Genomic DNA, 22,510 nt, shown 5'->3' on the forward strand with positions numbered 1-22,510 from the left:
AAGTTCGTCTGAAGCGCGACGGGGTTTCCTCGGCGCTTCGGGCGATTTTTGTCTGTCCCGCTGATGTCTCAGCCGTTTGCCAGGGTCGGTTGCGGCCATGATGCGTCAATATGAACTCGTTGAACGAGTTACGCGCTACAATCCGGACGCCGACGAAGCCTTGCTCAACAAGGCTTACGTCTATGCCATGCAAAAGCATGGTACCCAGACGCGTGCGTCTGGCGACCCCTATTTCTCCCATCCGCTTGAAGTTGCCGCGATCCTCACGGACCTGCGCCTGGACGACGCCACCATTGCCGTTGCCTTGCTGCATGACACGATCGAGGACACCGACGCGACCCGGGCCGAGATCGACTCCCTGTTCGGCGAGGAAATCGGCAAGCTGGTCGAAGGTCTGACAAAGATCAAGCGCCTGGACCTGGTTTCCCAGAAGGCCAAGCAGGCAGAAAACTTCCGCAAGCTTCTGCTTGCGATTGCCGATGACGTCCGCGTGCTTCTGGTCAAGCTGGCTGACCGTCTGCACAACATGCGCACGCTCCACCACATGCCGGAGCACAAGCGTGGGCGGATCGCGGAAGAAACGATGGAAATCTATGCGCCGCTCGCCGGACGCATGGGCATGCACGACATGCGCGAAGAGCTGGAAGACATTGCCTTCCATACGCTCAACCCCGAAGCTTATGAAACCATCACCGACCGTCTGGTCGATCTGCGCGAACGCAACCGCGATCTGATCCTGGACATCGAGACAACGCTGACCGAACGCCTCAGCGAACGGGGAATGGCCGCCCTCGTGAAGGGCCGAGAAAAACGCCCCTACTCCATCTTTCGCAAGATGCAACGAAAGGCTATCGGCTTCGAGCAGCTGTCCGATATCTACGGGTTCCGCGTCACTGTCGGCACCGTGGAAGCCTGCTACCGCGTGCTGGGTGTCATTCACACGACCTGGCCGACCGTTCCCGGCCGGTTCAAGGACTATATCTCCACGCCCAAGCAGAACGACTACAAGTCGATCCACACCACGATTGTCGGACCGTCCCGCCAGCGTGTGGAACTGCAGATCCGGACCATTTCCATGGACCGGGTGGCGGAATACGGTATCGCCGCACACGCGCTTTACAAGGACGGCGAATTCGGCGGACGCAATATCGCCCGGCATACGGAAGACTGCCGCGCCTTCGAATGGCTCCGCCGCACGACCGAACTGCTGGCTCAGGGCGACACGCCGGAAGAATTCCTGGAAAACACCAAGCTGGAACTTTTCCATGACCAGGTTTTCTGCTTCAGCCCAAAGGGCCGTCTGATCGCCCTGCCCCGAGGTGCGACGCCGATCGATTTCGCCTATGCGGTTCATACCGGTATCGGCAACACATGTGTCGGCTGCAAGATCAACGGCAAGATCATGCCGCTTGTGACCGAGCTGCATAACGGCGACGAGGTCGAAATCATCCGTTCGCCCGCGCAGACCCCACCACCAGCCTGGGAAGCGATTGCCGTTACCGGCAAGGCCCGCGCCGCGATCCGCCGCGCCACCAGGGAATCCGTGCGCAAGCAATATGGAGCCCTTGGCGAACATATTCTGAAGCGCGCATTCGCCAGAGCCGAAAAAGCCTATTCGGAAGACCTGCTGGAAGCGATCCTCGATCTCCTCCACCAGGCCAGCGTCGCCGACTTGCTGGCTGCCGTCGGACGCGGGGATCTTTCCGCCCAACTGGTTCTGAAATCGGCTCACCCGGACTATCAGGACGAGCGCGTTGCCATTTCCGGCCCGCCACTGGAAGAAGGCTGGTTCGGCCTGAAACAGGGCCACGGTCTGAAGTTCCGCATTCCGCCCGGCGAACTGGATGCAGACAAGGCAGCCACCGGCGAGAGTGGCGAGCCTGAAGAAGGCCCGGCCCTTCCCATTCGTGGTCTGTCCGGCGACATCCCGGTTACTTTTGCTCCCGATGGCGGTGCTGTTCCCGGCGACCGTATCGTCGGCATCTTGACCCCGTCCGAAGGACTGACCATCTATCCAATACAATCGCCGTCCCTGAAGGAATTCGACGACCAGACGGAGCGCTGGGTCGACGTTCGCTGGGACATCGACGTCAACAATCCGGAACGGTTCCCAGCACGTCTGGACATTTCGGCTGCAAACGAACCTGGTTCCCTGGCAACCATCGCGCAGGTGATCGGCGAAAACAGCGGCAACATCGACAACGTCAAGATGATGCAGCGAGCCTCGGACTTCCATCAGATGATCATCGATCTTGAAGTCTGGGACCTGAAACACCTGAACAGGATCATAAATCAGCTGCGAACCAAGCCTAATGTTTCCAGCGTCAGCCGTGTAAACGGCTAGATTACAAACGGTAGCAGGCACATAAGGACAAGGCGGCTTGCCGGTGAGTGACACAGCCGCTTGTCCATGGAAGGCCCGCCGCCGCCAAAGAATTTGAGGGGATCTGATAATGACACGCGATGAAGTTCTGGCCGTATTCCGCGAGGCCGGCGCCTTTCTGGAAGGTCACTTCATTCTGACCTCCGGTCTGCGCAGCCCGGTATTTCTGCAGAAGGCCCGCGTGTTCATGTATCCGGACAAGACGGAAAAACTCTGCAAGGCACTCGCCGACAAGATCCGCGCCTCCGGCCTGGGTCAGATCGACTACATCGTATCTCCGGCGCTCGGTGGTCTTATTCCGGGCTACGAAACCGCCCGCCATCTTGGCGTTCCCGCCATGTGGGTGGAGCGTGAGGACGGGGAGTTTCGACTGCGCCGCTTCGAAATGCCGCAAGGCGCCCGTGTCATTGTTGTAGAGGATATTGTCACGACCGGCCTATCGAGTCGGGAAACGGTAACCTCGTTGAAAGCTCTTGGTGCTGAAGTCCTCGGTGTTGCCTGCTTGATCGACCGCTCCGGCGGCGAGGCTGACGCCTCGGTTCCGGTGATTGCTCTGGCAGAATACAAGGTTCCGGCCTATGAACCTGACAACCTGCCGCCGGAACTTGCCGCCTTGCCAGCTGTCAAACCTGGCAGCCGCGGACTGAGCTGAACGATAAAAGACGGGAACGAACCTTAGACCATGCTGTTTCGCCGGAGAAATAGGCCAACACGGATTGAGCGACTGCGCGTTGCCGTCTGGCCCCGGAACAGCTGGGCGCGGTCGACCCGCTATTTCGGCAAGCGCGTCTTGCGCCTCACGGCGACACCCCACGCGATTGCCCTTGGCTTTGCCGCGGGCGCCTTCGCCTCCTGCACACCTCTTGTCGGCTTCCATTTCCTGACCGCTTTCGCACTTGCCTACCTGGTGCGCGGCAACATGATAGCAGCAGCGCTTGGAACGTCCGTCGGCAATCCACTGACGTTCCCGTTCATTTGGGCCTTCACCTTCAAAATCGGACAGTGGATCATCCACGGGCGCGCTCCAAAGGCGGACCCGCATCAGGTCCACCAGCAGTTTCAGCAAGGTCTTTTCGAAAAATCTCTCGACGCGCTCTGGCCAATGCTCAAACCGATGTTCATCGGTGCGGTTCCTCTTGGATTGATCGTTGGAACGGTCTCCTATGTGGTCGTTTACAAGAGCGTCGAGGTCTACCAGCGCCGCCGCAGAAACAAGCTGGCCGACAAGGGCGCCGGCAAACATGGCCGTTTGTTCCCTGCCCCGGGCAACACTGTCGAAGAAGACGGCAGCGCTTGATTTTCGTGGACGACCTGTCCAACTAAGACCGGGACCAAGACCCCATCCCGCCGCAACCTGGAAAGCAAGGCCATGATCCTTGGAATTGGCAGCGATCTGATCGATATCCGCCGGATCGAGAAAACACTCGAAAGATTCGGCGAGCGCTTTACCAACCGGGTCTTCACCGAAATCGAGCGGACAAAATCTGACAAGCGCGCCGAGCGTGCCGCATCCTATGCAAAACGGTTTGCGGCCAAGGAAGCCTGCTCGAAGGCACTTGGCAGCGGCATTCGCATGGGAGTCGCCTGGCGGGAAATGGGCGTCGTCAACCTTCCTTCCGGCAAACCCACCATTGCCCTGACCGGTGGCGCTGCCGAACGATTGCAGGCAATGGCGCCTGCCGGTTTCAGGACCACCATTGATCTGACCATTACGGATGATTATCCGCTTGCGCAGGCATTTGTCGTGATTTCGGCGTGGCCGACCGACTGGCCCGAGCCGCAAAAGGCGGATTCCCCCTGAAAGCCCTGCCTTAAGGGCCTTCCTCTCATTGCGTCGGCAGGCGCTAGCGGATAAGAGTCCGGCTGTGAAAGGCGCTGCCGAACAGAACGCCGGACGATTTTGATCAAGGGACAAGATGAGCGTGACGGAAAACAAGAAGGATAAGGACAGCGGCCTCGCCGAAACCATCAAGGTTATTGTCCAGGCGCTGTTGCTTGCCCTGATCGTGCGAACATTCCTGTTCCAGCCGTTCAACATTCCGTCCGGCTCGATGAAGGACACCTTGCTGGTTGGCGACTATCTGTTCGTCTCCAAATACAGCTACGGATACTCACGCTTTTCCTTCCCTTTCGGCCTGGGCCCCTTCAGCGGCCGGATCTGGTCCGCCGAGCCAGAGCGGGGAGATGTCGCCGTTTTCAAGCTGCCGACCGATACGTCCATTGACTACATCAAGCGCGTGATCGGCCTGCCGGGCGATACCATCCAGGTCATCGAGGGCGTGGTGCATATCAACGGCGAACCGGTCAAACGCGAGCGGATCGACGACTACATCGAACAATCGCCCTCTGGTCTCGTACGTCGGGTGCCGCGCTATCGGGAAACCCTGCCGAACGGCGTTTCTTATGAAACCCTGGACCTGACCACGCGCGGAGAGGTGGACAACACCCGCGAGTACAAGGTGCCCGAAGGCCATTACTTCATGATGGGCGACAACCGCGACAACTCCATCGACAGCCGTTATCTGAACAGGGTCGGCTACGTTCCGTTCGAAAACTTCATGGGTCGTGCCGAAATCCTGTTCTTCTCCGTCAAGGACGGAACTCCTGCCTGGCATATCTGGTCCTGGCCGTGGAGCGTTCGCTGGGAACGGATTGGCCGGACACTCTAACCGGGGCTTTGGCGGAACGCCGCCGAAGCAGGCTGCATGAAAAGACAACTGCATCAACCAGGTCCGATTTCGGCCCTGAAAACGGCACTGCAATATGAGTTTCAGGACCTGGAACTCCTGCGGGTCGCGCTGACCCATGCCAGTGCCCTTGCACCGTCTGAAACAGTGTCGGGCAGTTATCAGCGTCTGGAATTCCTTGGAGACCGTGTTCTCGGCCTCGTGATAGCTTCCATGCTGCACAAGCATTTTCCCAAGGCTGACGAAGGTGAGTTGGCGCGGCGTTTCAACCACATGGTCAAGCGCGAAACCTGCGCGGAAATTGCCCAGGAACTTGGTGTCGGCGATGCGATGCGCATCGGGCTTGCAGAAGCACAGACCGGGGGCCGGAAGAAAACTGCCCTGCTCGCCGATATTTGCGAGTCGGTCATTGCCGCGATTTACCTGGACGGCGGGTTTGAGGCGGCCGAAAGCTTCATTACGCGCCTTTGGGAGCCGCGTATGCTATCCTGGTCGGGTCCACTGCGCGACGCCAAGACAACGCTGCAGGAATGGGCACAATCGAAGAGCCTGCCGACACCGCGATATGATGTAACAGGCCGGGACGGACCGGACCACGCACCGAATTTCACCGTGTCGGTGACCGTTCAGGGACTGCCGCCAGGCGAAGGCAAGGGTGGCTCCAAACGGATTGCGGAACAGAATGCGGCAGAGGCCGTATTGCGCCGGGAAGGCGTCTGGAAGGAATAAGACAGCTTGAACGATAACACGACCAACGATGGTCCGATGGACGAAGATGACGACAACGGCTTTCAGGCCCCCACCGGCCGATTTGACATGCCGCTGCCCGAGCCGCTGCCAGAGATGCCTGCTGATACCAAGGCGGGTTTCATTGCCCTGATAGGCGCGCCCAATGCCGGCAAATCGACGCTGATCAATCAGCTTGTCGGCACCAAGGTCTCCATCGTTACGCACAAGGTGCAGACAACACGCACCATTGTGCGCGGCGTGGCCATGCACGGCGCGGCACAGCTGGTGTTCATCGACACGCCGGGCATCTTCAAACCCAAGCGCCGGCTCGATCGCGCCATGGTCGACACCGCCTGGGGCGGTGCGCGCGATGCCGACCTGATCGCGCTTCTGGTCGATGCCCGCAAAGGCCTGACCGAGGAAGTGGAGAACATCCTCAAGCGCCTGTCCAGCCAGCAGGCACCGAAGGTTCTGATCCTCAACAAGACCGATGTCGCCAAGCGTGAAAAACTTCTTCAGCTGGCGCAGAAGATCAACGAATTCGTCTCTTTTGAAGAAACCTTCATGGTATCGGCTCTGACCGGCGACGGCACCGAAACCATCCTGGACTATTTCGCGTCCAAGGTTCCGGACGGCCCCTGGCTCTTTCCGGAAGACCAGCCGTCGGACCTGCCCCTGCGCATTCTTGCAGCCGAAATCACCCGCGAAAAGCTGTTCGAGCGCCTGCATGAGGAACTGCCCTATATCTCCACCGTGGAGACGGAACAGTGGCAGGCCCGCAAGGACGGGTCGGCCCGGATCGAACAGACCATCTACGTGGAGCGGGACAGCCAGAAGTCCATCGTGCTCGGCAAACGCGGACAGACGATCAAGGCGATTTCACAGGCAGCGCGCGAAGAGCTCTCGGAAATCATCGAAGCTCCCGTCCACCTGTTCCTGTTCGTGAAGGTTCGGGAGAACTGGGCCGACGATCCGGAGCGTTACCGGGAAATGGGACTGGAATTTCCGAAATAATTTGCGCGGGTCGCCGAATCCGCCACACTCCCGGCCTGACATGAAACGGGAAACGGCCCTTGGAATGGAGCGGACGCGGCGTGGTGCTGACCACCCGCAAACACGGCGAAAACGATGTCATTCTGGAGGCCATGACGCTGGATCATGGCCGCCACCTCGGTCTTGTCCGTGGTGGCCGCTCGCGGCGGCACCGGCCTGTTCTGCAGCCCGGCAACGAGCTTACCCTCACCTGGAAGGCACGCCTTTCCGACCATCTCGGTCAATTTCACATAGAGCCGGAAACCCTGCGGGCGGGTGACCTCATGACCAGCAGCCTCGGTCTGGCCGCGCTTCAGCATCTGGCCTTTTTGCTCCGTCTCCTGCCCGAACGCCACGCCTACCCGAGACTGTTCAATGCGCTAACGGTGGTTCTGGACCATCTGGAGGCTTCGGACGCGGCAGCCGCGCTTCTGGTCCGTTTCGAGCTTGAGGTATTGCGCGACCTCGGCATCGGTCTCGATCTTTCGTCCTGCGCCGCCACAGGCAGCAACGAAGACCTGGCTTACGTGTCGCCGAAATCCGCCCGTGCGGTCTGCCGGGAAGCCGGCACGCCTTATCATGACCGTCTGCTGCCCCTGCCCGGCTTTCTTCTTGAGGGGCAACGGCAGGCCGGCAGTGAGCTGACCTGGGCTGATGTCACCCAGGGGTTCGACCTGACAAGCTTTTTTCTGAACAGATACCTGCAGGAACATGGCACCAGGGACGGCGGCACGCGAAGCCAGGTACTCTCCGCCCTTGAGAAGCGTTACCGAACCGAATTTCCCTGGAATTTCTGAAACTCCAGAAACACGCCCTAATTTGCTTCCGGCTGCTGCGGCTGCCACAGCGAACTGCCCTCGCCTTTCGGAAGAAGGATCATCTCAACGACACCGAAGACCCCACTCAGCGGTACATACCCGATGTAGTCTGTAAAACGACTATCGACGGAGTTGTCTCGATTGTCGCCCATTACAAACAGATGACCGTCGGGCACGACATATTCTCTTGTCGTGTCCATTTCTCCTTGCGGATCGAGATCCAGAACTTCGTAACTTCTGCCGTTCGGCAAAGTTTCCCTAAATCGCGGAGCAGAGATCTCTGAGCCGTCTCGACCCTCGTAGCGATAGTCTGCAAGGGCCTGACGTGGAACAGGCACATCATTGATCAGCACCACGCCGTCCTGAAGCCGTATGCGCTCGCCAGGCAAGCCGATGACCCTTTTCATATAATCGTTCGCTCTTTTGGCGGCGATAGTGAAAACGATTACGTCTCCGCGGACTGGCTCATAGTGCTCGCCCATTGAGGGGAAGATTTTTGTCACAAGAACAACTTCATCGACCTCCAGGGTCGGACGCATGTTGCTTGAAAGATTGGAATAGGTTTTCAGGCGCAGCAGGTAAAAATCGTTCCAGGACACCGCGACCGCGACCAGAACCAGCGCTACCAAACCGACCAAGAGCCAGCGAAAAGATTTGCGTTTGGAAGCCATGCCCCCCCCAGCAAAGGAACCACACGATTGGCAGTGCGGCTGAATAAACCTTTCAACGGTCTAAGGGACGGTGCTGATTCCTACAATCCTTTCCTGCAACCAAAGGTATTTAGACGACGCGCCTTCATCCTGCCTGGGCAGCCTCCAAAGCAACCGGAGGGTCGTCCGATTGCATAGTGCCGCTGGAAAGGGTCATGCCTTTGGCAAACAGGCGTCCAAGATCCGCTTCGGAAAGCGGCCTGGAAAACAGGTAGCCCTGCACTTCGCTTGTGCCGAGACTTTTTAGAACGGACAGTTCTTCTTCCGTTTCAACGCCTTCGACAACGCAGGCAATGCCCATGTCGCGGCTGAGGGCCAACAGCGACTTGACGATGCCATATCCGGCTGTATCCGGCCGAATTCCGTGGACGAAACTTCGATCGACCTTGATGCAGTCGAGGGGCAGCTTGTGAACATGGGAAAGGCTCGAATAACCGGTGCCGAAATCGTCGAGTGACAGACGGATCCCGGTTTCCTTCAAGGCCAGGATCGCCCGGCTCGCTTCCTTGAAATCCCACATCACGGAAGTTTCCGTCACTTCGCAATGCAGTCGCCCTGGCTCAAATCCGAAGCTCTCCAACAGGTCGAGTATCTCCTGCACGAAACCACGGGACGACAGGTTGCTTGCCGACAGGTTGAAAGACAGCTTCAGATCGGCTGGCCAGTGACGAGCGGCTTCAAGCGCCTTGCGCAACAAGACCAGCGTCAGCCTGTTGATCACTCCGCAACGTTCGGCAATGGGGATGAACTCACCTGGCGGCACATTGCCCAGCAACGGACTGTTCCAACGGGCAAGACATTCCACACCCGTAATCCGATTGTGTGCCACATCCACGATCGGTTGAAAGGCAACCGACAATTCGGCTTCAATGTCCGCCGACTGCAACGCCTGGGTAACTCTGGCGTGGGACAGCATCTGTTCGCTGTGGCGCGGTCCGAAGACGGCAACCGGCTCGTTCCGATTGAGTTTTGCTTCCTGGAGAACGTAGACGGCGTGTTCCAGCAGGTCCGTCGGTGACAGAACGCTTTCATCCAGATGAGCTATACCGGCGGCATAGTTCAGCTTCATGCTGGCTTCCGGCAGTTGGCAGCTCTCCGCAAACAATTCGTCAAAGAAACTGCTGACGTCCGAAAAGGCTGCTTCGTCCCCAACGCCTAATAATGCGAACTCGTCACCGGCGATCCGGGCCACGAACATTTGCGGTGCAAGCTTGGATTTCAGCCGCCGCACGACCTCAAGAAGGATCTGATCTCCGGTGTTGAGCCCATAGATGTTGTTGATGGCCCTGAGGCCTCCCAGATCGAATACACACAACGACAGCGGTTCTCCCGTCTGGCGAGCCGACCTGAAGCTTTGGTCCAGTTCCAGAAGAAAGCAACGCCGGTTCGGCAGACCGGTCATGTGATCGTGGTTCGCGATGTAGTAGTTCAGATCACTCAGTTTCTGGGTTTCATCCTGCTTGTGTTCCAGTTCCTCGGAATGACGTTTCAGATCCCTGCCCGTGCGGATCAGTTTGATGAAGCCGCGATAATGGTTGTTCAGGATGAAGAAGGCCCCCATGGAAGCAGCTATTCCATAGAGCGCGAAATAGGTGAAGACATGCTCGCCTGCGATGGCAAAGTATATAAAATACAAGGTGTTGGCGCAGAAGGCATTGATGAGGGCAACCGCGCGAAAATGGATCAGGCAGAAAAGCAGCACCAGATTGGCGACGGCAATCGTGAAGACCACCTGAACCTGCAGGTATGGCCCGCCATAGGGAAAAAGCGACAGAACCCAGATCGAGAAAATCGCAGGCGAAACCACCGCCAGGACCTTGGCCTGCTTCTGCCAGGCAAGAATTTCGGCGTGGCTCGGCGTTTCTTTCTGGCGCCTGCGAACCGTCACGATCCGCTGCACGGCGAAGGCGGTCACGAGTAGAGGCACCACAAGCGTCAGAGCGATCGGAGCAACCGACCAGTGCGTTACCGATAAACCCCAACCGCCAGCCAGGCTCATCATGTAGAGAAACGGTGTCTGGCGCTGGATGAACTGATATTGCGCAAGGGCAACGTCCGGATCGCCACTATCACCAGCAACCCACGTTTTGAAAGCCGTCAAGGCCGACGTCAACCAGTTTGAACCCATTCAGGCATGTTCCAAAGTTTAACCGGGCATCGGTAAAATCCGCAGCCTTTCTTGGATTAATACCGGTCTCTCCTTGATATGACATTAAGGAAGCTTCGCAGTTTTCGATATTTTACTTCGAGTTTTTCTTTGAATGGACTTCTTGCTCGCACGCCTTCCGTACTCTCCTGCCCTCGCCTGTGGTGGATAGAAATTCACCCACAGACGTGTGAAATCCGTTGAAAATCCGCTGTTCCCGGCCATTCGAGGCAGTTAGCGAATTGCACCTCGTGCCTGAAACAGCTAGCAAGCAAGTATGGGAAAAGAGACGACACCGCCGCCAAGCGGCATTGAGAGCATCAATCTCAAGAATGCGCTGGAAGAGCGCTATCTGGCCTATGCACTGTCGACCATCATGCACCGGGCCTTGCCGGATGTGCGCGACGGTTTGAAACCGGTGCACAGGCGCCTGCTTTACGCAATGCGCCTTTTGAAACTGGACCCTGGATCCGGCTTCAAGAAATGTGCCCGTGTTGTTGGTGACGTGATCGGTAAATACCACCCGCACGGCGACCAGGCAGTCTACGATGCCCTCGTTCGTCTCGCCCAGGACTTCGCGCAGCGCTATCCGCTGATCGACGGACAGGGCAACTTCGGCAACGTTGACGGCGATAATGCGGCAGCCATGCGTTACACCGAAGCGCGTATGACCGACACGGCCAAACGGCTGCTGGACGGCCTGGACGAGAACGCCGTTGATTTCCGCGAGACCTATGACGGTGAGGACAAGGAGCCGATCGTTCTGCCGGGCGGTTTCCCGAACCTTCTCGGCAACGGTTCGTCGGGCATTGCCGTTGGCATGGCGACCTCCATTCCGCCGCACAATGCGTTCGAGCTCTGTGAGGCATGCCAACACCTGATCAAGAACCCGAATGCGGAAACCGGCGAGCTGCTGGAGTACATCAAGGGCCCGGATTTCCCGACCGGCGGCCTTCTGGTGTCGGACCAGGGGTCCATTCGCGAGGCCTATGAAACCGGACGTGGCAGTTTCCGCGTTCGTGCCCGCTGGGAAGTGGAAGATCTCGGCCGCGGGCAATGGGCGATCGTCGTCACCGAGATCCCCTACCAGGTGCAGAAATCACGCCTGATCGAAAAGATCGCCGAACTGCTGACGGCGCGCAAACTGCCGCTTCTGGACGATATCCGCGATGAATCTGCCGAAGACATCCGCATCGTCCTGGTACCGCGTTCGCGCAATGTCGACGCAAATATTCTCATGGAATCACTGTTCAAGCTGACGGACCTGGAAAACCGGTTCTCCTTGAACATGAATGTCCTTTCCATGGGCAAGGTGCCGATGGTCATGGGCCTGAAACAGGTCCTGCGCGAATGGCTTGATCACCGCAAGGAAGTGCTGATCCGGCGGTCCGAATACCGGCTCGGCCAGATCAACCATCGTCTGGAAGTTCTGGAAGGCTATCTTGTTGCCTATCTGAACCTGGACGAGGTCATTCGCATCATCCGTGAAGAGGACGAACCCAAAGCCGAACTGATGCGGACTTTCGAGCTGTCGGACGTTCAGGCGGAAGCCATCCTCAACATGCGCCTGCGCTCCTTGCGCAAGCTTGAAGAAATGGAAATCCGCAAGGAACACGACAAGCTGTCGGCCGAGAAGGACGACCTGACCAAACTGCTCGGTTCCGATGCGCGTCAGTGGACCAAGATCTCCAAGGAAATTGCGGAAATCTCCAAGGTCTATGGCCCTGAAACCGAAATTGGCAAGCGGCGAACCGACAAGTCCGAAGCTCCGGAAACGGACCTGATCGACATCCAGCAGGCAATGATCGAAAAGGAACCGATCACCGTCATCATTTCCGAAAAAGGCTGGATCCGGGCGATGAAAGGTCACCAGACGGACCTTTCCGGTGTTGCGTTCAAGCAGGGCGACAAACTGAAACTGTCACTCCACGCCGAGACGACGGACAAGATCCTGCTGTTTTCCACCGGAGGCAAGTTCTTCACGCTTGGTGCCGACCGCCTGCCTGGCGGACGAGGCCATGGCGAGCCGATACGCCTGATGGTGGAAATGGACGAAGCACAGGACGTGGTCAACGCCTTCGTTCACAAACCTGGCCGAAACCTGCTCCTGGCAACCACCGAAGCGCGTGGTTTTGTCGTCAGCGAGGACGACGTCGTTGCCAACACGCGCAAGGGCAAGCAGGTTCTCAACCTCAGCGCTCCGGCGGAAGCCTCGATCTGTGTCGAGGCATCGGGTGACCAAGTGGCCATCATCGGTGAAAACCGGAAACTGCTGGTATTCCCGATGGCACAGATCCCGCAAATGGGTCGCGGCCGCGGCGTCCGCCTGCAGCGCTACCGGGACGGCAACATCTCGGACATTCGGGTCTTCAAGGGCGAAGACGGCCTGACCTGGACCGACAGTTCCGGCCGCAGTTTTACCCGGACAATGGAAGAGCTTGCGGACTGGCGCGGCGAACGCGGTCAGGCCGGTCGCCTGCCGCCCACGGGTTTCCCCCGGTCGAACAAGTTCGGGCCCAGCAAGCTTTAAGGCAAAGCTCCCGGTCGTTTTCCGATCGGGCTAAGCCATGCTGGCGGCGCAAAGCTGCCGCCAGTGACCGGGTGTCATCCCGAATGTTCGCTTGAAGTGACGTGTCAGATGACTTTGATCCGCAAAGCCGCTGGCAAAGGCCGCGTCGGCAAGTGACGCTCCCTGATGCAGCTCCGTCTTGGCCTTCTCAAGACGCCGCATGACGAGATACCGGTGCGGGCTCGTTCCAAAGACCTTTCGAAACTGCCGCGACAGGGAAAACCTGTCCATCTGCGCCAGGTCCTCCAGTTCCTCCATGGCTATACGGTCTGCACAGCCTTCTCTCAAGTACTCGGCGCAGGCCTTCAGGGACGGCCAGTTCAATGAGGAGACACCTGCCATGCGGTCATCGGCATGACGAGCCAGGCAAGCTGCCAGATCCGCAATCAGGCAGTCGCGCCGGAAAGGCCCCATCTCGTGATCGATATCGGTCAGGGCGTCCGCCAGATCTTTCCTGAAGCCTGCGTCGGAGATGACGGGTGAGCCGATAAACGGCAGGCGCGCGTTGCCCGAGGCAGCCAGGGTTTCACAAATCAGCTCCGGTGGAATGTAGATCATGCGGTAGCGAAGCCCGCGTTCAGTCCCTGCACCACCATCATGCAGCTCGTCCGGATGAATGACGATCACCTGCCCCGGCAGCGAAGCACGTTTCTCACCGCGATAACTGAAGGTCTGTACGCCGCTCATGGTCAAACCGATGGCGTAGGTGTCGTGCCGGTGAGGTGTAAAGCCGTTGCCGTGAAACCGGGCGTCAATGCGCTCGATCCCTTCTTCCGGTGGCGCTACATGGATCCTGTCCGCTTCCACTTCGCACAAACGTTCAAGACCACTCGGCTTCGGCTCCGCTAGGTCCTTGCTTTCGCCTTCAAGATGAAATCCCCGCGTGGAGTTGAAAGTCATGTTCGAAACCAAGTTCGTCGTTGTTGTCCGAGAAGATCTCGCGGTCTGGCAGAAGCTGAATGTGACTGCTTTCCTGTCAACCGGCGTTGCCGCTGCAAAGCCCGGCATAATCGGCGAACCCTATAGCGATGCGGCGACCAATGTCTATCACCCGATGAGTGTCCAGCCGATCATCGTCCTGAGTGCCGACGCAGAAACACTCGGCAAGATCCACAAGCGGACGCTGGACCGTTCGGTTCCGGCAAGTCTTTACATCGAGGAAATGTTCACCACGGGCCATGACAGTGCGAACCGGGAGGCCTTTTCGCGCTTTGGCCCGGATGATGCGAAAGTGGTCGGCATTGCCTTTCATGCGGACAAGAAGGTCGCAGACAAAATTTCCAAGGGCGCGAAGATGCATGCCTGAACAACTTCAGACTTTGCAGGCCTCGAAAATTACCCCCCTCCCGCCTTCTTCAAAAGTCGGATCAATCTTCACTCGACTGCGCATGTCTTTTCCGGGCACTGTGGGGCAAAGAAAACCCGGGAGGACTTATGATAGGGGCGTTCACGTTCAATACCAGTCAGCGCATCGTCTTCGAAAATGGAGCAGCTGCGAACCTGGCAAGCCACGCGGCTTCCTTTCTGGGGCCGCGCCCCTTTCTGGTAACGGATCCCGGCATTGTTTCCCTCGGCCTGCAGGCGTCCTGCGAGACATCCCTGGTCGGAGCCGGGCATGACATCGCCCGGTTCAGTGACGTCGTCGCCGATCCGCCGCGGTCCCTGGTCGATGCCGCCGTGGAAGCGGCCCGCTCGCACGGCGCAACGTCGATCATCGGCTACGGCGGAGGTTCCTCCCTGGATGTCGCAAAGCTTGTCGCGCTGCTGCTGGGCAGCAACGAGGATCTGGACGAAGCCTGGGGCATCGGAAACGCCAAGGGGCCGCGACTGCCCCTGATCCTCGTTCCGACCACAGCAGGAACCGGCTCCGAGGTCACTCCGATCTCGATCATTACGGTCGGGGATGAGGAAAAGCGCGGCGTCGTTTCTCCCTTCCTTCTTCCCGATCTTGCGATCCTCGACCCGCTGCTCACACTTGGCCTGCCAGGCCCTGTCACTGCGGCAACGGGGATAGATGCCATGGTCCACGCGATCGAGGGATACGCCTCGAAATCCGTGAACAACAACCCCGTCTCCCGAACGCTTGCCGTTGAAGCCTTGAAACTGCTTGGCGCCAACATTGAAAAGGCCGTGTTCACACCGGACGACAGGGACGCACGTGGCGCGATGTTGCTCGGCTCCATGCTTGCCGGCATGGCCTTTGCCAATTCACCGGTGGCCGCGGTTCATGCGCTTGCCTATCCCATCGGCGGCACGTTTCACGTCCCTCACGGGCTATCCAACGCGCTGGTTCTGCCACATGTCCTGAAGTTCAATAACGCTGTTGCTTCAGAAACTTATGCCGAGATTGCGCCAATTGTTTTCCCTGGACTTGCCGAGGTAAACGATGCCAGGGCGCGCTCTGACCTGTTTGCAGATAACCTGGCAGACCTGGCTGCAAAACTGGGCCTTCAAACACGCCTGCGCGATGTCGGAATCAGCGAGACTGATCTGCCCAAAATGGCGAGCGACGCCATGAAGCAAACCCGCCTGCTGGTCAACAACCCGCGGGAGCTTGGCGAAACGGACGCGCTTGAAATCTACAGGGCGGCGCTATGAACATCACAGCTCATCCACAAGCGGCGAGGCCGGAACCTTTAAACAGGTCCGAATTCAAAGCTTTTCAACATATCCCCACAAGGTGGATGGATGTGGACATCTACGGGCACGTCAACAACGTTCAGTATTTGAGCTTTTTCGATACGGCTGTTAACAGCTGGTACGTTGATAAGAAACTGCTCGACCCGCTAAAGAGCCCCGAGATCTTTCTGGTGGTGGAAACCGGCTGCCATTACTTCACCGAACTAACCTTTCCCGCCATCATATCCGCAGGACTGAAGGTTGAAAAACTTGGCTCAACTTCTGTAATTTTCAGGGTTGGATTGTTTGCCGGCGAAAGCGAGACGACAGCAGCTCACGGCCGCTTTGTCCATGTCCACGTGGCCCGTGAAACACGCAGACCGTGCCATATTCCCGACTGGAAACGGGGAATCCTGGAAGGTTTGACGGCTTAGATACCGGACAAGTCCGTCGAGACAGTTACGCTGTGAATGATCACAGGCAATCCACGGGAAAAGTCCGGGATGGGCGTTTCCACTACCCACAGGCACTGCACAGCTCTTCCACACGTTATGCGCAAGCTTTCAACAGGTTACGCACAGTCATGGAATTGTCACGCAGCGCCGCTGTGGATAGCGAAAATCAGCTGAAGTTCTTCATCAAGCGGGACTTTTCGCGCTGCCAATCGCGTTTCTTCTCAGTCTCGCGCTTGTCATGCAGCTTTTTACCCCGGGCAAGGGCCAATTCCAGCTTTGCCCGGCCCTGCTCATTGAAATAGAGCTTGAGCGGGACAATCGTCTTGCCGTCCTTCTGGACGGCACCAGCCAACTTGCCGATCTCGCGCTTGTGCAACAGCAATTTTCGCGGACGGCGCGGTTCGTGATTGAACCGATTGGCCTGCAGGTATTCCGGAATATAGACGTTGTAGATCCAGATCTCGCCCTTATGTTCGGCGGCGTAGGATTCTGCAATATTCGCCTTGCCGTTGCGCAGCGATTTGACCTCGGTGCCCTTCAGCTCGATGCCTGCTTCCAGCGTATCTTCGATTTCGAAATTGAACCGGGCTTTCCGGTTGTCGGAAATGATTGTCCGCCCCGGATCGCCCCCTTTTCTCGGAGCCATTTTTTTCCTTCCGGCGCCAGCGCCTTGAAATTCGGTTCGTCTCGAAAAGGCAAACAATCGAGACGAACGTCAGTTCCCGGCAGCCAGTGCCATTCCTTTTCCGGTCAGTTGATCAGCCCTGCGTGTGCCATTGCAGCGCGGATCTCGGCTTGTGCTGCTTCCGTCACCGGCAGAAGAGGCAGCCGCAGCTCTTCGTCCACCTTGCCAAGCAGGGAAAGCGCATATTTTGCGCCGCCCGGGCTCGGTTCCAGGAACATGGCCCGGTGTAGCGGCGCAAGGCGGTCCTGGTATTCCAGCGCCTTCTTGTAGTCACCGGCAAGCGTGGCAGCCTGGAACTCGGCACACAGGCGCGGTGCAACGTTGGCGGTCACCGAAATGCAACCGACACCGCCATGAGCATTGAAGGCAAGTGCGGAGATATCTTCACCGGACAGTTGGACGAAATCCGGTCCACACAGATGGCGCTGACGGCTGGCCTTTGCCATGTCAGCCGTTGCATCCTTGACGCCCTTGATGTTCTCGCAGGTTTCAAACAGCTCTGCCATCGTTTCCGGCAGCATGTCGACAATCGACCGGCCTGGAATGTTGTAGATGAAGATCGGGATGCCAACGGCATCGTTGACAGCCTTGAAATGGGCCTTCATGCCAGCCTGGTTCGGCTTGTTGTAGTAAGGCGTCACGACCAGCAGGGCATTGGCGCCGGCCTTTTCGGCGTGTTGCGCGAAGTCGATTGCTTCGATCGTATTGTTGGAACCTGCGCCCGCCATGACGGGAACGCGGCCCGCGGCCGCTTCTACACACAGTTCGACAACGCGCTTGTGTTCATCATGGGTCAGCGTCGGGCTTTCGCCAGTCGTGCCCACGGGCACGAGACCGGAGGAACCTTCAGCGATCTGCCAGTCCACGAACTCCTGAAACCGTTTCTCATCGAGCGCTCCGTCCTTAAACGGGGTAATCAGCGCTGGAATTGAACCTTTAAACATCTCGGTTTCCTCTTGGATGACTGTCGTGGTTCCGACGGGCGGAAGGGCATCTGTTTCAGATGGAGGCGCAACATACTCATCTGCCGAACAAGGAGCAATGGTTCCAATGCTATAGAACTGCTGCTTTTCGACTTTTCTTGCCTTAACTGCGCTCTTCCAGCGACACCTGGCCTCATCTTTTCAATGCCTGATACGAAGTCTTCCTATTGGCACCCGCCCGCAATCCACTCTATCTTTGAAAAAAAACAACTTTTGGATGGAAACGTTACGGGAGACACCCATGACTTCTGCGCCGCAAGAAGCGCTTGTCAGCTCCAGCACCGCCCCGATGCCGCCAGTAGTAGACTTTACCTGGAAGAGCCCGGATGGCCTTACCTTGTCAGGCTGCGAGTGGCCGTCTGCCAAACCGGTATCAGACGAGGCAGCGTCCCCAATTCCAGTTCTCTGCCTGCCGGGGCTTTCCAGAAATACGCGAGATTTCAATGAGATCGCGCGTTTCCTTCAAACTTGCGGCCACAGGGTCATCGCCCTCGACTACAGGGGACGAGGCAAGAGCGACTGGGATCCCGATTGGCGCAATTACGCCTTGACCGTTGAAGACAAGGACATCGATGCTGCCATTGCGGAACTTGGACTGGACCGTTTTGCCGTTCTTGGAACTTCACGGGGTGGCTTGCATGCCCTGGCAATGGGCTTGCGTTATCCCGCATCCCGAATGGCGGCCGTGATCTTCAATGACATTGGTCCGCATATCGAGATGCGCGCGATCCACCGGATCGCCGCAACACTCGGCCACTACATGAAATGCGCCTCCCATGAAGACGTCGCAGCCAACCTGGAACACACGCTCGGATATCAATTCCCTGCCTTCGGGAAGGCTGACTGGCTCAAGCTGGCCGGCCAGCTTGCGAGCGAGCAGGACGGACATGTGATGATGGACTACGACCCCGCCCTCGCCCATCAATTGGCAAGTCTCGATGATGCCACGCCCACACCCGACCTCTGGCCTCTTTACGAAAAGCTGACCGACAGACCGGTTCTGGTGCTTCGCGGCGAACATTCGGATCTGCTGAGCCCGGAAACATGTCGGCGGATGACGGACAACCACCCGAATGCCACAGCAAAAACCATTCCCGGCCAAGGACATGCGCCTGTTCTGTGGGATGGCGAGACGCACAAGACGATTTCGGATTTTCTGAAAAGCGTTTGAATCTGGTGGCCACCTGGCCTTGTTCCGCTTGGCTCTTCTGAGCTTCTGAGCTTCTGAGCTTCTGAGCTGCAGCGACACTCTGTGCGTCGCATTTTACAGTTCTTTTTGCCCGACAAGACAAAAGAAAACCCGGCGTTTCCGCCGGGTTTCCCATCAAACCTCGAGTGAGGATTGATTAGAAGGTGCGCTGCATACGAACACCGAAGAGGAGTTCGTCAACGTCAGACGCAGAGCTCGGGTCGGTGTTGGCGTAACCAACGTCAGCACCCATTACGAAGCCAGAGACCGGCTCCCACTGTACGGAACCGTCGATTGCCCAACGGGTCAGGTCGGTTGCGCCGTTCGGCTGATCGATGTCCATGTAGGAACCGTCGAGAGCAAGACCGATCGTGGAAGTTGCCTGGATGTAAGCACCAGCCGACAGGGAGTAGCCGGTGGAGGTGCCGCTGGTCGGGCCGTAATCGGAGACTGCTACGCCGCCAACGGTGCTGCCTGCGCCGATGTAGGACAGAGCGCCGTCTGCGTAGAAGCCCTGGAAGAAGATGTTGGAGCCCGGGGAAGCCATCGGGATGTTGACAGCAACACCACCGCCGATTGCCCAACCGAAGGAATCGTCAGCACCGTTGTTGGTTGCGCCGGTCTGGTGTGCGTTTGCACGATCCGGGTAAACCTGGTGCAGAGCACCGGACAGCTGTGCAGAACCCCAGCCCTGGGAAACGCCGAGAGCAGCGACCAGGTCCGGTGCACGAGTGCCGCCGTAGGTGCCAACTTCACGATGCGAACGATCTTCCAGAGCGATCGTAGCGGAGAAGCCGTTGCCGAAAGCTGCGGTGTAAGCGATCTGGTTGACCGTCTGGTCGGACCAGTTACGGCTAACAACACCCATGAAGGTCTGACCGGTGAAGATGTCGAAGTTCGAGGTCAGAAGACCTGCGGTCAGGCCGCCCCACTGGATGTAGGCGTTATCGAGGCTGGCAGAGTTCGCACCGTTAGTGACGGTGGAGTACATGGAGACGTATGCACGCAGGGTACCGAATTCGGTTGCAGTGCGAGCGTCCAGGTACAGGTAGCCGCGAGACAGCCAGGAGTAGCCGTCAGAATCACGGTTGCCCCAAGCGCCGTTGTCCAGCGTGTTGTTGACGATTACCTGGGTACGAACACGGCCGCCAACGCGGAGGCAGGTTTCGGTGCCCGGGATGTAGTAGAAGCGTGCGCCGTAAGCGTCACAGACGCGAACGTAATCAACCGGCTCCGGAGCAACCGGAAGATCGGCTGCCTGTGCGGTGGTGGCAGCAGCAGCAGCTGCAGCGCCGAGCATCAAGCTCTTGAGTTTCATATCTGACCTCCAATCAGTCATTTCAATTGGCACCAAAGAAAAGCGCCATTGTCCCCGCGAATTGTTTCTGAGTTTGCCACCGATCGGAGGTTGGACGTCCGAGGCAGACAAATCAGTGCGGCTCGAAGCCGCTCGCAAGGATGACCATACGCATCCAATTTCCCGGTTCAATACAGAATACGGTTTGCACCTACCGCAGCGGCTGTTTTCAAAAACCGGTGTTGCGCGAATGTCACAAAATCAGATCGGAAATTTAGAAACTGTTAGGAAACTCGGCAAAATCGCCGGTTTGACCGGTACTTGACCGGGAGGCTAGAGGCCTCGCCCCATGCGGATTCTCGGGGAATCAAAATGGGGACGGCCCGGCAGATTGAAGCCTGCCGGGCCGCGTGACTGACTGGAGTTCAGAGGATCACAGCCAGAAATCTAATCAGATGATTAGAAAGTGCGCTGCATACGAACACCGAAGAGGAGTTCGTCAACGTCAGATGCGTTGTCCGGGTCGGTGTTGGCGTAACCAACGTCAGCACCCATTACGAAGCCAGAGACCGGCTCCCACTGTACGGAACCGTCGATTGCCCAACGGGACAGGTCGGTTGCGCCGTTCGGCTGATCGATGTCCATGTAGGAACCGTCGAGAGCAAGACCGATCGTGGAAGTTGCCTGGATGTAAGCACCAGCCGACAGGGAGTAGCCGGTGGAGGTGCCGCTGGTCGGGCCGTAATCGGAGACTGCTACGCCGCCAACGGTGCTGCCTGCGCCGATGTAGGACAGAGCGCCGTCTGCGTAGAAGCCCTGGAAGAAGATGTTGGAGCCCGGGGAAGCCATCGGGATGTTGACAGCAACACCACCGCCGATTGCCCAACCGAGGGAATCGTCAGCACCGTTGTTGGTTGCGCCGGTCTGGTGTGCGTTTGCACGATCCGGGTAAACCTGGTGCAGAGCACCGGACAGCTGTGCAGAACCCCAGCCCTGGGAAACGCCGAGAGCAGCGACCAGGTCCGGTGCACGAGTGCCGCCGTAGGTGCCAACTTCACGATGCGAACGATCTTCCAGAGCGATCGTAGCGGAGAAGCCGTTGCCGAAAGCTGCGGTGTAAGCGATCTGGTTGACCGTCTGGTCGGACCAGTTACGGCTAACAACACCCATGAAGGTCTGACCGGTGAAGATGTCGAAGTTCGAGGTCAGAAGACCTGCGGTCAGGCCGCCCCACTGGATGTAGGCGTTATCGAGGCTGGCAGAGTTCGCACCGTTAGTGACGGTGGAGTACATGGAGACGTATGCACGCAGGGTACCGAATTCGGTTGCAGTGCGAGCGTCCAGGTACAGGTAGCCGCGAGACAGCCAGGAGTAGCCGTCAGAATCACGGTTGCCCCAAGCGCCGTTGTCCAGCGTGTTGTTGACGATTACCTGGGTACGAACACGGCCGCCAACGCGGAGGCAGGTTTCGGTGCCCGGGATGTAGTAGAAGCGTGCGCCGTAAGCGTCACAGACGCGAACGTAATCAACCGGCTCCGGAGCAACCGGAAGATCGGCTGCCTGTGCGGTGGTGGCAGCAGCAGCAGCAGCTGCAGCGCCGAGCATCAAGCTCTTGAGTTTCATATCTGACCTCCAAAAGTCAATTTTCATTGGAACCGAACCTGACCCTCAAGGACCTGGCGGGCTCCATCCCCGCGATTTCGTACAAAAACAATTCAGTCGAAAAAGTCCGAACTATTTTTTCTGGCGATTACTCGCCGTCGCAGGGCTTAAGAACCAAACTCGAGTTGGCACAGCAAGTCCAAACTGCTGACTGGCAGCACTGTCAGGCAGCTGTGTGTTTTTTCTGCAACATGCTGTTTTGCAACCAGTTTTCCATTACCCAAGGGAACCATCAAACAAAAATTCGCGGAAAATCCCGGGAAAATCACTATTTCGCGATGAGACACCCCAACCCCATCCCTCCGAAACACAACACAGAAAAACAAAGAACTTCTATCTAAAAAGATAATACTCAATCAAAAAATAGATCATACTTCTAAAATAGAATATACATGTCTTTCTTATTTAAGAAATTTTCTTAATTTATACTTTATTAACACCTGAAAACAAGTTCAATGGAGAATTTGAACACCCTTCCCTTAAGGAAAATACGACACCACTCAGACGAGTAGAGAAAATCCGCTAAAACCGCATCAAGGTAGGCGT

The 22,510-nt window shown here is 57.7% G+C and carries 20 protein-coding genes; 13 read left to right on the forward strand and 7 right to left on the reverse strand.

Translation table 11 applies throughout. The annotated features are described in order from the left end of the window. The first annotated feature begins 97 nt into the window (after positions 1-97). The 8 genes from ACP90_RS18095 to recO all read left to right on the forward strand — a co-directional run bounded on the left by ACP90_RS18095 (position 98) and on the right by recO (position 7,628). Positions 98-2,344 carry a bifunctional (p)ppGpp synthetase/guanosine-3',5'-bis(diphosphate) 3'-pyrophosphohydrolase gene (locus ACP90_RS18095; protein ID WP_062489160.1) on the forward strand — a complete coding sequence of 749 codons (2,247 nt, stop codon included), beginning with the start codon at positions 98-100 and terminating at the stop codon, positions 2,342-2,344. Between the two features lie 109 nt (positions 2,345-2,453). After that, a complete protein-coding gene (gene pyrE, locus ACP90_RS18100) occupies positions 2,454-3,035 on the forward strand; it encodes an orotate phosphoribosyltransferase (protein ID WP_023003787.1) in 582 nt (193 codons plus the stop codon). Positions 3,036-3,065: 30 nt separating this feature from the next. Next, a complete protein-coding gene (locus ACP90_RS18105; protein ID WP_031270631.1) occupies positions 3,066-3,680 on the forward strand; it encodes a DUF2062 domain-containing protein in 615 nt (204 codons plus the stop codon). Positions 3,681-3,752: 72 nt separating this feature from the next. Then, complete coding sequence (gene acpS / locus ACP90_RS18110) at positions 3,753-4,184, forward strand: holo-ACP synthase (protein WP_062489162.1); 432 nt, start codon at positions 3,753-3,755, stop codon at positions 4,182-4,184. A 115-nt stretch (positions 4,185-4,299) separates the two neighbouring features. Further along, positions 4,300-5,052, forward strand: a complete 753-nt coding sequence (lepB, locus tag ACP90_RS18115; RefSeq protein ID WP_062489164.1) for a signal peptidase I — start codon at positions 4,300-4,302, stop codon at positions 5,050-5,052. 36 nt (positions 5,053-5,088) lie between these two features. Continuing rightward, positions 5,089-5,799, forward strand: coding sequence for a ribonuclease III (rnc, locus tag ACP90_RS18120; protein WP_023003783.1), 711 nt, complete (start codon positions 5,089-5,091; stop codon positions 5,797-5,799). Positions 5,800-5,886: 87 nt separating this feature from the next. Beyond that, the gene (gene era / locus ACP90_RS18125; protein WP_187306554.1) at positions 5,887-6,813 is read left to right on the forward strand and encodes a GTPase Era; all 927 of its coding nucleotides are present in this window, start codon (positions 5,887-5,889) and stop codon (positions 6,811-6,813) included. Positions 6,814-6,872: 59 nt separating this feature from the next. Continuing rightward, a complete protein-coding gene (gene recO / locus ACP90_RS18130; protein WP_055653434.1) occupies positions 6,873-7,628 on the forward strand; it encodes a DNA repair protein RecO in 756 nt (251 codons plus the stop codon). Between the two features lie 17 nt (positions 7,629-7,645). Here the strand turns inward: recO and lepB (ACP90_RS18135) are convergent, their stop codons facing one another. Beyond that, on the reverse strand, positions 7,646-8,320 hold the full coding sequence (gene lepB, locus ACP90_RS18135; protein WP_062489166.1) for a signal peptidase I: 675 nt from the start codon (positions 8,318-8,320) through the stop codon (positions 7,646-7,648). 124 nt (positions 8,321-8,444) lie between these two features. Further along, positions 8,445-10,460 (reverse strand): EAL domain-containing protein, encoded by a 2,016-nt coding sequence (locus tag ACP90_RS18140; RefSeq protein WP_158514194.1) that lies wholly within the window; start codon positions 10,458-10,460, stop codon positions 8,445-8,447. A 322-nt stretch (positions 10,461-10,782) separates the two neighbouring features. On the opposite strand from ACP90_RS18140, the gene parC reads away from it, so the two are divergent. Next, positions 10,783-13,035, forward strand: a complete 2,253-nt coding sequence (parC, locus tag ACP90_RS18145) for a DNA topoisomerase IV subunit A (RefSeq protein ID WP_062489170.1) — start codon at positions 10,783-10,785, stop codon at positions 13,033-13,035. A gap of 30 nt (positions 13,036-13,065) precedes the next feature. Here the strand turns inward: parC and ACP90_RS18150 are convergent, their stop codons facing one another. After that, positions 13,066-13,974 carry an AraC family transcriptional regulator gene (locus ACP90_RS18150; RefSeq protein ID WP_023003777.1) on the reverse strand — a complete coding sequence of 303 codons (909 nt, stop codon included), beginning with the start codon at positions 13,972-13,974 and terminating at the stop codon, positions 13,066-13,068. Between ACP90_RS18150 and ACP90_RS18155 the strand changes: the two genes are divergently transcribed. From ACP90_RS18155 to ACP90_RS18165, 3 genes are all read left to right on the forward strand, one after another. Further along, positions 13,973-14,380, forward strand: coding sequence for a DUF2000 family protein (locus ACP90_RS18155; RefSeq protein WP_062489172.1), 408 nt, complete (start codon positions 13,973-13,975; stop codon positions 14,378-14,380). The genes ACP90_RS18150 and ACP90_RS18155 overlap by 2 nt on opposite strands. A 128-nt stretch (positions 14,381-14,508) precedes the next feature. Beyond that, positions 14,509-15,672, forward strand: coding sequence for an iron-containing alcohol dehydrogenase (locus tag ACP90_RS18160; RefSeq protein WP_062489174.1), 1,164 nt, complete (start codon positions 14,509-14,511; stop codon positions 15,670-15,672). After that, entirely contained in the window at positions 15,669-16,127 is a 459-nt protein-coding gene (locus ACP90_RS18165) for a thioesterase family protein (protein ID WP_062489176.1), read from the forward strand. The genes ACP90_RS18160 and ACP90_RS18165 overlap by 4 nt, the downstream gene beginning before the upstream one ends. A gap of 187 nt (positions 16,128-16,314) precedes the next feature. Here ACP90_RS18165 and smpB read toward each other — a convergent pair whose 3' ends face one another. Then, positions 16,315-16,794: an SsrA-binding protein SmpB gene (gene smpB / locus ACP90_RS18170; RefSeq protein ID WP_023003773.1), complete on the reverse strand. Its 480-nt coding sequence runs from the start codon at positions 16,792-16,794 to the stop codon at positions 16,315-16,317. 104 nt (positions 16,795-16,898) lie between these two features. Then, positions 16,899-17,777, reverse strand: coding sequence for a 4-hydroxy-tetrahydrodipicolinate synthase (gene dapA, locus ACP90_RS18175; protein ID WP_023003772.1), 879 nt, complete (start codon positions 17,775-17,777; stop codon positions 16,899-16,901). 280 nt (positions 17,778-18,057) lie between these two features. Here dapA and ACP90_RS18180 point away from each other — a divergent pair, with 280 nt between their 5' ends. After that, entirely contained in the window at positions 18,058-18,987 is a 930-nt protein-coding gene (locus ACP90_RS18180; protein WP_062489178.1) for an alpha/beta hydrolase, read from the forward strand. A gap of 175 nt (positions 18,988-19,162) precedes the next feature. Here ACP90_RS18180 and ACP90_RS18185 read toward each other — a convergent pair whose 3' ends face one another. Beyond that, positions 19,163-20,323, reverse strand: coding sequence for a porin (locus ACP90_RS18185; RefSeq protein ID WP_062489181.1), 1,161 nt, complete (start codon positions 20,321-20,323; stop codon positions 19,163-19,165). A 438-nt stretch (positions 20,324-20,761) separates the two neighbouring features. After that, positions 20,762-21,925: a porin gene (locus ACP90_RS18190; RefSeq protein WP_062489183.1), complete on the reverse strand. Its 1,164-nt coding sequence runs from the start codon at positions 21,923-21,925 to the stop codon at positions 20,762-20,764. Positions 21,926-22,510: the final 585 nt, after the last annotated feature.

The organism is Labrenzia sp. CP4 (assembly GCF_001579905.1).
Lineage (GTDB): Bacteria > Pseudomonadota > Alphaproteobacteria > Rhizobiales > Stappiaceae > Roseibium > Roseibium algicola.